The organism is Sphingobacterium zeae (assembly GCF_030818895.1).
GTDB lineage: Bacteria > Bacteroidota > Bacteroidia > Sphingobacteriales > Sphingobacteriaceae > Sphingobacterium > Sphingobacterium zeae.
Genome location: NZ_JAUTBA010000001.1, coordinates 1,766,459 through 1,778,389, shown reverse-complemented (window position 1 = coordinate 1,778,389; position 11,931 = coordinate 1,766,459). Strand labels below are relative to the sequence as shown.

13 protein-coding genes and 1 riboswitch are annotated in these 11,931 nt (G+C 40.7%); of the genes, 8 read left to right on the top strand and 5 right to left on the bottom strand.

Features of this window, described 5'->3' with window-relative positions:
* The first annotated feature begins 20 nt into the window (after positions 1 to 20).
* Complete coding sequence (locus QE382_RS07430; RefSeq protein WP_307185309.1) at positions 21 to 1,118, top strand: efflux RND transporter periplasmic adaptor subunit; 1,098 nt, start codon at positions 21 to 23, stop codon at positions 1,116 to 1,118.
* Between the two features lie 170 nt (positions 1,119 to 1,288).
* Here the strand turns inward: QE382_RS07430 and QE382_RS07425 are convergent, their stop codons facing one another.
* A complete protein-coding gene (locus QE382_RS07425) occupies positions 1,289 to 2,122 on the bottom strand; it encodes a YgdI/YgdR family lipoprotein (protein ID WP_307185308.1) in 834 nt (277 codons plus the stop codon).
* A 452-nt stretch (positions 2,123 to 2,574) separates the two neighbouring features.
* Between QE382_RS07425 and QE382_RS07420 the strand changes: the two genes are divergently transcribed.
* Together QE382_RS07420 and QE382_RS07415 are read left to right on the top strand one after the other, a co-directional pair.
* Positions 2,575 to 3,360: a class I SAM-dependent methyltransferase gene (locus tag QE382_RS07420; protein WP_307185307.1), complete on the top strand. Its 786-nt coding sequence runs from the start codon at positions 2,575 to 2,577 to the stop codon at positions 3,358 to 3,360.
* Complete coding sequence (locus tag QE382_RS07415; protein WP_307185306.1) at positions 3,353 to 4,159, top strand: alpha/beta fold hydrolase; 807 nt, start codon at positions 3,353 to 3,355, stop codon at positions 4,157 to 4,159. The genes QE382_RS07420 and QE382_RS07415 overlap by 8 nt, the downstream gene beginning before the upstream one ends.
* 95 nt (positions 4,160 to 4,254) lie before the next feature.
* Here the strand turns inward: QE382_RS07415 and QE382_RS07410 are convergent, their stop codons facing one another.
* Together QE382_RS07410 and QE382_RS07405 are read right to left on the bottom strand one after the other, a co-directional pair.
* Positions 4,255 to 4,707 carry a VOC family protein gene (locus QE382_RS07410; RefSeq protein ID WP_307185305.1) on the bottom strand — a complete coding sequence of 151 codons (453 nt, stop codon included), beginning with the start codon at positions 4,705 to 4,707 and terminating at the stop codon, positions 4,255 to 4,257.
* A 19-nt stretch (positions 4,708 to 4,726) separates the two neighbouring features.
* Positions 4,727 to 5,179, bottom strand: a complete 453-nt coding sequence (locus tag QE382_RS07405; protein ID WP_307185304.1) for a GNAT family N-acetyltransferase — start codon at positions 5,177 to 5,179, stop codon at positions 4,727 to 4,729.
* Positions 5,180 to 5,396: 217 nt separating this feature from the next.
* On the opposite strand from QE382_RS07405, the gene QE382_RS07400 reads away from it, so the two are divergent.
* The 4 genes from QE382_RS07400 to QE382_RS07385 all read left to right on the top strand — a co-directional run bounded on the left by QE382_RS07400 (position 5,397) and on the right by QE382_RS07385 (position 9,847).
* Positions 5,397 to 5,897, top strand: coding sequence for a GNAT family N-acetyltransferase (locus QE382_RS07400; protein ID WP_307185303.1), 501 nt, complete (start codon positions 5,397 to 5,399; stop codon positions 5,895 to 5,897).
* Positions 5,898 to 5,961: 64 nt separating this feature from the next.
* Entirely contained in the window at positions 5,962 to 6,858 is an 897-nt protein-coding gene (locus QE382_RS07395; RefSeq protein WP_307185302.1) for a helix-turn-helix domain-containing protein, read from the top strand.
* A 96-nt stretch (positions 6,859 to 6,954) separates the two neighbouring features.
* A complete protein-coding gene (locus QE382_RS07390) occupies positions 6,955 to 8,895 on the top strand; it encodes an oleate hydratase (protein ID WP_307185301.1) in 1,941 nt (646 codons plus the stop codon).
* Between the two features lie 55 nt (positions 8,896 to 8,950).
* On the top strand, positions 8,951 to 9,847 hold the full coding sequence (locus QE382_RS07385; RefSeq protein WP_307185300.1) for a 3-hydroxyacyl-CoA dehydrogenase: 897 nt from the start codon (positions 8,951 to 8,953) through the stop codon (positions 9,845 to 9,847).
* 150 nt (positions 9,848 to 9,997) lie between these two features.
* Here the strand turns inward: QE382_RS07385 and QE382_RS07380 are convergent, their stop codons facing one another.
* A complete protein-coding gene (locus tag QE382_RS07380) occupies positions 9,998 to 10,768 on the bottom strand; it encodes a DUF3050 domain-containing protein (RefSeq protein ID WP_307185299.1) in 771 nt (256 codons plus the stop codon).
* 208 nt (positions 10,769 to 10,976) lie between these two features.
* A riboswitch (SAM-I-IV-variant riboswitch) is annotated at positions 10,977 to 11,070 on the top strand.
* A 66-nt stretch (positions 11,071 to 11,136) separates the two neighbouring features.
* Between QE382_RS07380 and QE382_RS07375 the strand changes: the two genes are divergently transcribed.
* Positions 11,137 to 11,400, top strand: a complete 264-nt coding sequence (locus QE382_RS07375) for a 5-oxoprolinase (protein ID WP_121125014.1) — start codon at positions 11,137 to 11,139, stop codon at positions 11,398 to 11,400.
* Positions 11,401 to 11,434: 34 nt separating this feature from the next.
* Here the strand turns inward: QE382_RS07375 and QE382_RS07370 are convergent, their stop codons facing one another.
* Positions 11,435 to 11,740: a hypothetical protein gene (locus QE382_RS07370; RefSeq protein WP_307185298.1), complete on the bottom strand. Its 306-nt coding sequence runs from the start codon at positions 11,738 to 11,740 to the stop codon at positions 11,435 to 11,437.
* Positions 11,741 to 11,931: the final 191 nt, after the last annotated feature.

Genomic DNA, 11,931 nt, shown 5'->3' with positions numbered 1-11,931 from the left:
AGCAGTATCATCTATAAAATATGAAAAATAATTTGTTCAAAATAGTAGCTATCGCCGGTCTGATCGCATCTTTAGCCGGATGCCATTCGGCTGCTGAGGAAAATGCAAAAAAAGAAAGTCCCGAAGCTGCAGCTCCGGCAATGGAGACATTTGTACCCACCAAACAGAAATTAACAAATAAAATGCAGATCCCCGGGGAAATCACGGGATTCCAGCAGGTCGAGATTTACGCCAAGGTAAGCAGTTACGTCAAAAGTCTTAACGTGGACATCGGAAGTAAAGTGCATGCCGGTCAACTATTGGCTGTATTGGAGGCTCCCGAATTGAGTTCACAGCTGTCAGCAGCCAAATCGCGGCTGAAATCACAGGAGGCGGTCTATATGGCTACAAAAAGCACTTACGACAGACTCTTCGAAACCAGCAAAGTAGAGGGAACGGTGGCTAGACTGGATCTTGAGGTTGCTGAGTCAAAAAAGAATGCTGATTTTGCGCAGTACCAAGCCGCTAAATCGGCCTACGCAGAGGTACAAAACCTGTTGAACTATTTGGAAATCAGAGCACCCTTCGACGGTGTAATCGCAACAAGAAATGTCAATCAGGGTGCCTATGTTGGTCCTGCTGGCCGTGGTTCGGAAATGCCGATCATGACCATTCAACAACAACGTAAACTCCGGTTAGCCGTTGCTGTTCCAGAACAATATTCGGGTTTTTTAGCGGAAAACCAGCCCTTACAATTTACGGTCAAATCATTGCCTGGACAAACATTCTCCGGTAAGATCGCACGTAAATCGGGGGCATTAGACAGCCGGTTAAGAGCTGAACGGGTAGAAATTGATATTATCAATACCGACAACAAGCTATTGCCCGGTATGGTCGCCGAGGTCGAATTGCCTTTGACTTCCCAAGACAGCACTTTCGTTGTGCCAAAATCAGCGGTATTTACATCCGGTGAAGGGAGTTTTGTAATTGCTGTTGTTGCTGGCAAAACACAACGTCTCCCGGTTCAGAAAGGGCGCAGCATAAATGGTCAGACCGAAATTTTTGGTGACTTAAAGGAGGGCGTTACGCTGGTCAGCAAAGCAGATGAAGAGATTATAGATGGTACGTCGGTCAACTAAGACGCTCATGAATTTGAAGTTCTCATAACTAAAAAAAACCGAACCCGATTGAGACGGGTTCGGTTCTTAAAATTTCCTAAATTTCCATACATTGAAATGGCTATACGAATTCAACAAATCGGAGTGCCTTTATTATTGGTCAATCTAGCTTTCATGGTTAAGTCTGGATGCTATTGCTCTTCTTTCGGGTCAATTGCGGCAGCCACTGCAGTGAGCGCCAAGGCTCCCCCAACAATCATCGCTCCTTGTCCTTTTTTCTCTTTAACAGCCACCACATCCCCACGCCTATTATATAATTCAATTATATTGTTAAGCGCTACAGCACCCGTCTGCCAAAGCTGGGCAGCATAAAATCTTTGCTCCGTAGTTTTAGGAACTGCTTTACCATCTTCCAAAATAGAATAACTTAGATAGCTCCTTAAACTGTATGGTGATTCAGCACCTTCAAATCGCGCAAGTTTCACTGCATAACTCTCCCCATTCATATCATACATATACACTTTCTCTTTTCGAGATGATCGTACAATGGCTTTAACATCATTTTTAAAATCAAAATAATGCCCATCCACATAGGCATGTGGTGGGATAAGTACCACATCTTTAGGTAAACTTACCGATCCCTTAATATAACCATTAACCCATGCGTCGTTGAATAACGTTGTATTTCGAGTATCTATATTGGAAACAGAGGCGTTCACCTTTCCGTTAAAATCGGCTTTTTCGGCTGAATAGCCTACCGCTTTACCGTTAATAACCAAGGCCGAACTTTTAAGATCCCATAAGATCGGCTTATCAATTTTGTTTTCTATCCGCAGATAAATTCGACCATCTCGGTCGGCAAAGGAATAATCGATTTGTAGCGTATCATTATCAAAAGAAAATGTTCCTTTGTCTTCATCTTTCTTTACATTCTCGCCGTTGAATGTCATGAGGTAGTTAGAAGAACAGGCTGAAAGAAAAACAGCACAATAAATCGGCATGAGCATTTTAAATACTTTTCGCATAAGATCAGGATATTTTAGTGCAACTATAACGGTAATAGAATCGTTGTTCAACAATATAAAAATTATTCTAAAGAATACAGTGAAATAATATAAAAAAAATCTGATTATTTCTCTCTTAAAAGGACATTTTTCTGTATTAATAGGGATGCTATTGTGTTGTGCACCAATTGACACTAAAACAATACCAACTGGTAAACTAACAAGGTATTTATAGGGGGTTAACAGGGGGATAGCAGGGGGTTAACAGGGATATATCCCTGTTAACCCCCTGCTATCCCCGCGTAGTATTCCTGTTATATCACGGTTAATGTAGGTATTGGTATAACTTTGGTATCAAGTAAATAATAGGGTGCTTTTACTATTGCTTAGAAAGCATGGAATTTTAGTGATGCATAGCGACTTTTTTAAAACGAATGCAAAAGCTATATTTACAAAAACCTAAACCCATGTTCATGAAAGAGAAATTTATCGACAGAAAGGATCAACAGGCCAATAAGATATTTGAAAGAAGGACATTATCTTCCGATTATAGAACGATTATTCCCTTACTGTCTCCTGGAATGAAAATATTGGATGTAGGCTGCGGTACAGGTACACTGACCAATGAGGTTGCGGCACATATCGGTGACGGGACAATAATCGGTCTGGATAACACTGCTGCTTTTATAGACAGTGGAAAGGAGCTGTATGCTAGCACTAGAAATTTAAGTCTTGTCTGCTGTAATATTTTCGACTACCAGCCGCCACATGAGTTTGACTTGATTATTACAGCGCGCACCATGCAGTGGTTAAGCGATATTCCTAAAGCACTGGATCTTTTCAAATCCTGGCTAAAGCCTGCTGGGCAAATTTCTATTTTAGATTACAACCATACCACGATCGAGTGGAATCCCGCTCCACCAGAGAGCATGCTTGAATTTTATCGTACTTTCCTTAGATGGCGAGAAGATGCAGGCATGAATAATCGGGTTGCCGATACAGTAGCCGCACTTCTACAGGAAGCAGGGTTCAATGCAATTCAGGTGATCAATGCTGATCAAGTTTATAAAAGAGGAGAAGACAATTTTGGAGTAAACTTAGCCATCTGGAACAAAGTGGCCCAGTCGCGACAAATGGTCATCGAAGGTTATATTACTGACGAACTTCGCTTGCAGGCTATTGAGGAATATACAAGATGGATAGAAACAGAAGCGACAAGCATGACACTTAAAATGAACGATGTGAGGGCTTATGTATAAACTCCGTCTATTTATTATAGTCTGGCTAGCGGCCTCCGGGCTCGTCTTAAAAGCCCAGCTTAGGGATACGCTGATCAATGTGGGAAACCATAATCTCCATTTTACTTTAATGAAAGGAAAAGGAGTCCCTATCGTCTTTGAGTCCGGAGCGGGAAATGACGGTTCTGTTTGGCGATGCTTATTGGAACCACTGTCCAACAAAATGGGCGCTCCTTTGATTACCTACGACCGGGCGGGGTTTGGGAAAAGTGAAATTGACACGGTGAACATTAGCCTAGCAAATGAAGTCAAAGATCTTAAAACTGCATTGCAGCAATTGGGGTACCGAGATCGGTACTTCTTCGTCGCCCATTCTTTTGGTGGTAACTATACGATGAAATTTATAACGACCAATCCCGGTCAGGTTGTTGGCACAGTAATGATCGATATTGTCTCCCCTTATTTCATGACTATGGAGCGATCCAAATCGTTAAAGAGAGAATATGCCAGTGAACTTAATAACATCAAAAAAGAAAGCTTAGGATTCTATCATCTCATTTTAAACTACGAAGCTTCAACGGCTGTTCTACATGAGGCTGCAGGAAAAATTAATGTTCCCATGACTGTCATTGGTTCAGGAAAATCACCTTTTGAAGAACCCGACCGGAGTTTATTTGTAGCTGCCCTTAAAAAATTTGCCGATCAAAAAAGCAACCGTGGTTATCTTTTGGCTCAACATGCAGAGCATCATGTCTTTTACGATGAACAGGATCTGGTCATTGATGAAATCATTAGACTATATCAGCAGACCACAAAGTAACAAGAAAGTCTAGAACGGTCAATGGGAAGATGATGTGGTCTTTGCTATCCTTGCCGAAGAATGGAATTCAACACAATAAGCCGCGAAAAAGCGACTTATTGTGTTGTACGATCGATCCAATCGGCATAAGACAACACGCCTAGTTCAGGCCTACCCGCTCCTTCCAAAACTGCGATAAACTCCAATTGGTTGCCATCCGGATCATTAAAGTAAATGGCCAATGCCGGCATCCATGCAAAGACCATCGGTGCTTCAATCCCATCATTTAAAAAATTATAAGGTGTCAGGTCACGAGTTTTCAGATAGTCCACGGCGTAATTCAAGATATCTTCTTTATCCGCTCTAAAAGCAAAGTGTCTCGGTTGAAAGTTTGTTTCTTCCTGCCACAACCCCAACATATAGTCTTTTCCCGCTCCAATCCACAAAAAAACAATGGGACGTGTCGGATCCCGATGTGCCACTCGTAATCCCAATACCTCTGTATAAAATGCGACAGATTTAGCTAAATCACGCACCTGAATATGCGTTTCGTATAAACCTTGTATCATAAGTTATTTCATTTTAAAATTATTTCGATCCATTGATAGCGCTCTCGTGATGTAAATGCAAGATCGGATAGGGTTTTCCCATACCATCTACAGCTGAGCGCCCGATAAGCTGATATCCTTTTTTCAGATAAAAATCAACAGCCTGCTGATTTTGCTCATTGACATCAACTTTATACACCTGTAGCCTACCCAGCACATGCTGTAGTGCCACAGTCCCAATACCTTTTCCCCTGTAGGCTGAATCCACAAATAACATTTCCAGATTATCATCAGAGACTGCGAAAAAAGCGGTAGGCTGTCCATCGTCATCGATTACATATACCTTTAATTGTGGTAAATACTCGGTTGGGATCAGTCTCTTATACAACTGAAGATCCTCCTCCTTCAAAAAATCATGTGTTGCCCGAAGCGAATTTTCCCATATGCGCAGGATTGCCGCATAGTCCGCTTCACTTGCCGCTCTTATTTCCATACCTATTATCTCCCTCTAAAAATTCTTATTTACACCATATCGCTACGGGATAGCATTCTTATAATAGCTTCCCTTCCGCTTTACAGAAAGGCAATGTAAGTTAAATTGGAGAACTAAAATCATGAAAAAGTTAAATAAGACAGAAAGATGATGATTTAGGTTCCTATAATTTGATTTCAGAGAAAACAACCTTATCTTGTAAATAAACGCATTAGCCATGTACAATACACTTCTATTCAAAAAATATCTCCCGGAAGACTTTGACGCTTTCCACGACTTGGTTAAAGCGGATGATGTCATGAAATACATTACTGGCAAAGGATTATCCGCTGGACAGGCGCGGAAAAAATTCGATTCGATTTTAGAAATCAATCAAGATCCTGATTTAGGTTATTTCAAAGTAATCGAAGCGGATTCTTTAATGCTTTTGGGCGACTGTAAGCTTGTTAACTACAAAAAAGATGCAACCGTATTTGAAATTGGTTATTTGCTCCGCAAAGAACACTGGGGAAAAGGTTTGGGAACGCAGATCTGCGAGTCGATGCTGGCCCTTGCAACAACATTAAATCCAGATAAAGATGTGATCGGTATTATTGATCCCGATAATACCGCATCGAAACGACTACTGAACAAATTCGGATTCAAAAGTTTCTTCGTTGGGGTAGAGGATGCTTTAGCGACCGAGAAACTTATCCTTAAACGAACAGTATCTGAATAAGCAAAGCCCATTCGTTTATTAGAAACAATCTTCTCAGCCCATGTCCGAGTCAAATAAAAAATCCATGAAGCTTAAGGCGAAGAAAAACTGCTACACACAAGAAAGTCTTCAAGACACCTTATCATTCTTTGGCGTCAATTGCCACCGCCCCTATTACATTTCTTCTGGAAATCCCATCTTTGAATACCCCAGTAATGCTTTTCGCATCGACTTCTATGCAATCTGTATCTGTACAGAAGGAGATATCACGATTGAAATCGATAATCAGGAATACCGTTTCTCAAAACATAGGATTCTCGTATCGGCACCGACAACAATTATCAAATTCTCACAGGTCAGTGCCAACTTTAGAATGAAGCTGATCTTCTTTGACAAAGCATTTCTTCTCAAACATATTGCCAATCCATTTTTTATTGAGCAACTGGGATTTTTTAAGAACTCGACTTTTACTATAGTCAGCGCTAATGATAATCTCATTGACAAATTAATCAAATTAATAGGCTACTTTAAGGATGTTACGTTACGGACGACACGTTTTACAGCAGACATCATTCGGACCATCATCTTTAATTTATTATTGGAAATCGCCGACGAATTGGCTACCGAACACCAGATTGCTGTAGATAGTACCCAAGAAACAAATCATTTGTTCTATAAGTTTACAGACCTGGTGCAGCGACATAGCAACCAATACAAAGATGTACAATATTACGCCGACCAGTTGTTTATTTCAAACAAATACCTCATTCAGGTTGTTAAAAGAGCATCCGGTAAAACGCCGCATGAAATTATTGACGAGTATGTACTTAAAGAAGCCTATGTACTGCTCGGAAACCCGGGAAAAACAATTTCACAAATTTCGTATGAAATCGGCTTCCATTCCATTTCGGCATTCGGTCGTTTTTTCAAAAAATACGCCACTTTATCACCATCAGAGTACCGAAAGCGACAAAATATGTAGATAGCGGAAATTCGGTAGAACAATAGCGAATTTGAGGGCACAAATGATTAGGGTGATCTTAGTAACTTTAGTCAAGGATTAAAAAACATACGTATCATGAAAGAAATCACCTCCAAATTCGACAAAGTTTTGAATACATCTGCCGAATATAAAAACGTTGATCATGAACCTGATTCGAGCAAAGAGGTTCAACGTAATATACCAAAGAAATCGATGCCTTTTTCTGATCAGATCGGTAATTATCAGCGCAATAAAGGCATTCCACCAAAATCATATAAAGACAGTAAAATCTACATCGTCGGAAGTGGTATCGCAGGGATGTCTGCGGCTTATTATTTTATCCGCGATGGTCATGTTCCTGCGGAGAACATCACATTTCTCGAACAGCTCCATGTGGAAGGCGGCTCGTTAGATGGGGCTGGTAATGCAACCGACGGCTATGTCATCCGTGGGGGCCGGGAAATGGATATGACCTACGAAAATCTTTGGGACATGTTTCAGGACATTCCTGCATTGGAGATGCCTGCGCCCTATAGTGTCCTGGATGAATACCGTTTGATCAATGATAATGATTCCAATTACTCGAAAGCCAGGCTCATTCATAAACTGGGTGAGATAAAAGACTTCAGTAAATTTGGCCTAGGTAAGCTAGATCAACTGGCCATCATTCGATTGCTCCTCAAAAATAAAGAAGAATTAGATGACTTAACCATCGAAGACTACTTTAGCGAATCATTTTTATCCAGCAATTTCTGGACGTTCTGGCGTACCATGTTCGCTTTCGAAAACTGGCACAGTTTACTTGAGCTGAAATTGTACATGCACCGCTTTTTGCATGCAATAGATGGATTGAACGACCTTTCGTCATTGGTATTCCCTAAATACAATCAATACGATACTTTTGTGACCCCATTGCGCAAAGTACTCCAAAGCAAAGGTGTAAACATTCGGTTCAATGTATTGGTCAAAGACCTGGATATCCAAAGCAATATCGATGGAAAAGTAGTGGAGGCCCTAATTACAGAACAAGATGGCAAAGAAGTAAAAATTCCGGTCGGAAAAGACGACTTCGTCATTGTAACGACCGGATCAATGACAGAAGATACTTTCTACGGGGACAACAAAAATGCGCCGATTATCGGTATCGACAACAGCAGCAGCGGTCAGAGTGCAGGCTGGAAGCTCTGGAAAAACCTTGCTGCCAAATCGACCATATTTGGTAGACCCGAAAAGTTCTGTAGTAACATCGAAAAATCAGCCTGGGAGTCTGCAACGCTGACTTGTAAGCCTTCGGCTTTAGTCGAAAAACTAAAAGAATATTCCGTCAACGACCCTTATTCCGGCAAAACAGTTACTGGCGGTATCATCACCATTACCGATTCCGATTGGCTGATGAGTTTCACCTGTAATAGACAGCCACACTTCCCTGGCCAACCGGATGATGTTCTTGTCTTGTGGGTATATGCTTTATTTATGGATAAAGAAGGAAATTACATTAAAAAGCCAATGCCCCAATGTACGGGAGATGAAATTCTAGCCGAGTTATGTTACCATCTGGGCATTATTGAGCAACTGGACGATGTTATCACAAATACCATTGTGCGCACGGCGTTTATGCCCTACATTACGTCTATGTTTATGCCTAGAGCAAAGGGTGACCGTCCAAGAGTTGTCCCTGAAGGCTGCAAAAATCTTGGCTTGGTCGGTCAGTTTGTCGAAACTAATAACGATGTGGTTTTTACCATGGAAAGCTCAGTACGTACAGCACGGATTGCCGTATATGAACTTTTAAACTTAAATAAACAGGTTCCAGATATCAATCCCCTTCAATACGACATCCGTCATCTCTTAAAGGCGGCCAAAACGTTAAATGACGATAAACCGTTTATAGGAGAAGGTTTACTGCGTAAACTATTGAAAGGCACTTATTTTGAACATATCCTACCGCTTGGTTCCGCTGACGAAGAAGAGCATGAATCCTTTCTCACAGAGCAGATCAGCAAATTCAAAGATTGGTTAAAGGGAATCAAAGGATAAGGATAAAAATCAGAAAATAACAGAAACGAATTTAAATAATAATAATAATAATAGGATGGACTTTAAAAATATAACGATTGCAGGAAGCGGTGTTTTAGGTTATCAGATCGCTTTCCAAGCTGCTTTTCATGGCTATGATGTCACCGTATATGACATCAACGATGAGGTACTTGAAAAAGCAAAAGCTAAATTTGATCTTATGGCGCAGGCATTCGAGAAAGATCTTCATGCGAGTAAGGAACAACTGGCTTCAACCTTTGACAGGCTCAGTTACGATTCAAACCTTGCTTCGGCAGTAGCGAACGCAGATTTTCTGATCGAAGCCGTTCCCGAAAACCCTGCCATTAAAATAGGTTTCTATCAGGAGTTAGCGAAAGTCGCTCCGGAGAAAACCATTTTTGCAACAAACTCTTCCACCCTACTACCAAGTCAGTTTGCCCAAGAAACTGGCCGTCCGGAGAAGTTCCTGGCCCTACATTTTGCCAATGAGATCTGGAAGCACAATACAGCAGAAATTATGGGCCATCCAGGCACAGACAAAACAGTATTTGAGCAGGTGGTCAACTTTTCAAAATCCATTGGGATGGTTGCACTGCCACTGCATAAGGAGCAGCCTGGCTATATTGTAAACTCCTTACTTGTTCCGCTACTATCGGCAGCAACGGATCTTTTGGTCAACGAAGTAGCCGATGCCCAAACGATCGACAAGACTTGGATGGTTGCCACGGGAGCGCCAACAGGCCCCTTTGGCATACTCGATATCGTTGGCATCACAACTGCCTATAATATTAACAAAATGAGTGCCGAGGCAACCAATGATCCCATAAAGATCAAAACTGTAGCCTATCTCAAAGAACATTTTATAGACAAGAACAAATTAGGCGTCGCTACCGGAGAAGGGTTCTATACCTATCCCAATCCAGCCTATCAATCGCCAGACTTTTTGAAGTAATCGACTGGCTTTCGAAAGAACGCGATTTCAATAAACAGCTCGTGCGCGATCTTACAAGATAACGGATAAATAAAGACTTGTTATAATCTACATAGAACGGCCTTTCAGATCATGATCTGAAAGGCCGTTCTCAAAGATCTGCTTAACGTATTATCCATATAAGGAATCTTCAATTGCATTCCACAGTTGAATTCTTTTTTGCAGCGCAACTTTACTAATCTCCTTCATTTCCGTCCATTTAACCTCATCGTCCTTCGCAAGATCTGTTATCATCTGCATCGCCAATGGACCATGTTCGTCGCCATCTAAATCAATATGGCGTTGAAAATAATAAATAAAACTGTCTAAATTGGCTGTAGGGAAATTCGCTTTAATTTCTTCTAAAATAGAGGTAAACATTCCGGGAATGAGGTCTTCACGTCCAAAGGTAAATGCCGCCGCAATTTTATGCACTTTGCCTTCGGCAATCACTTCAAATGTAAAATTCAGAAAATCTTTGATTCGCTTATCCAATGTTGTCAATGCTATAGCATCGAATATATTATCCGATTTTTTGGCATTGGCAATAAACTTATTGATCAGATGGAGGTCGGCTCCCATAGCGGACATTGCGTCGAGATACATCTCAAAATGGCTTAATCGGCGTCCATCGATATATTCATCCGACTCTTCTGCCAATACAATTTCATTAATCAAATAGCGCGTTGAAGGATGTTCACTGGCGAACCATGGAAGTGTGGTACAGGTCAATTTAATCTGTAAAGCTTTTAATAAAGACATAAAATCCCATACAGCATACACATGCCCTTCGGTAAAAGAACGTAAATTTTTGATCGTTTTGACTTTACGGTATAAAGGGTGTTGCAATAATACTTCGCGTTCAGCAGCAATGTATTCATTAATTTCCGCAATTCTATTCATGGCGCAAAAGTATTGTGTTATCTCTGCTTTTTAAAGTATTTTCGATGAGATTACAGTAACATGATAAATTTCCCATCCAGCTAACCGCTTTATAACCAAATCACAGTCAACACCGCGCCTCGCTTTGACCTTCCTATTTCTGTTGCTAAAGGTCATTTACCCCTAAAAACAAAAAAAATTTTATTATAAAAAATAATCTACTATATTTGTAGAGTATTCAGAATTGCATGATGCAATACCAACCGAGTGGAGGCACCGCGGTGGTAAATTAATACGGGTTTCGACCAAAATAAACGTCGCAAAACGATTATTTTCCCAATAAGATCTGGATACAGTTTATGGTTTAATCCTTTAAATTTTTAAATTGTATGGCTACTACAACAAATCTTTACCAACATTTACTGGAAAAGTTCAGTTATTACTCCACAGATGAACTGATCCAGCTCAACAACGACACCATCTTAGGACAAGGCTGGGGATCATCGAAAGCTACTTTCAGAACAGCTTTAATCAGTACGTTCTCAAAAAGGGGGCTTGATCTTTCTAATATTATTTCCAAAGAAGATGGTTTTACTTCGGTGAAGCAGGTACCTGTTCGCTTGGAACAGAATGTCCTGATCCCTTTACAGTAATGCTGCTTTATAGACAAAAAAGAGTAGGCCTAGCCTACTCTTTTGTCAATGAGTGGTGATATCTTAATGTATGATTGAGCGAATGGGCTGTTTGCCGAGCGTCGTCTTTGTAGGACGAGAGATCGTCGCAATTTTGAATTTCTGCCACATCCACTTTCATTCTTACTTTGCTGATGACCTGATTTAATTCCGATTTCCAGTTGCCTGGATCGCCAAAATCGTCCATCCAATTTTTATTGATAAACTTTTTGTAGTTCAAAAGCAAAATATACAATTCCTCACCACTACCGGCGCGATTGATTGACGTGCGCCAGTTCTCTAATTTTTCTTTAAAACTCATAACCAGCAATATACAAAAAAAATACGACTTGACCAAATATTCCGAGTTTGACCGTTCGTATTGACAAAGATCTGACAGGACAATCGCTTTTTCGTCGGAGTCGACAATTTCATAAAAACTATTATCTTTATAACCGCAGCGTGAGCGCTTAAACGGTTGGAATTTAGTTGAAGACATAAGCATGCGAAATA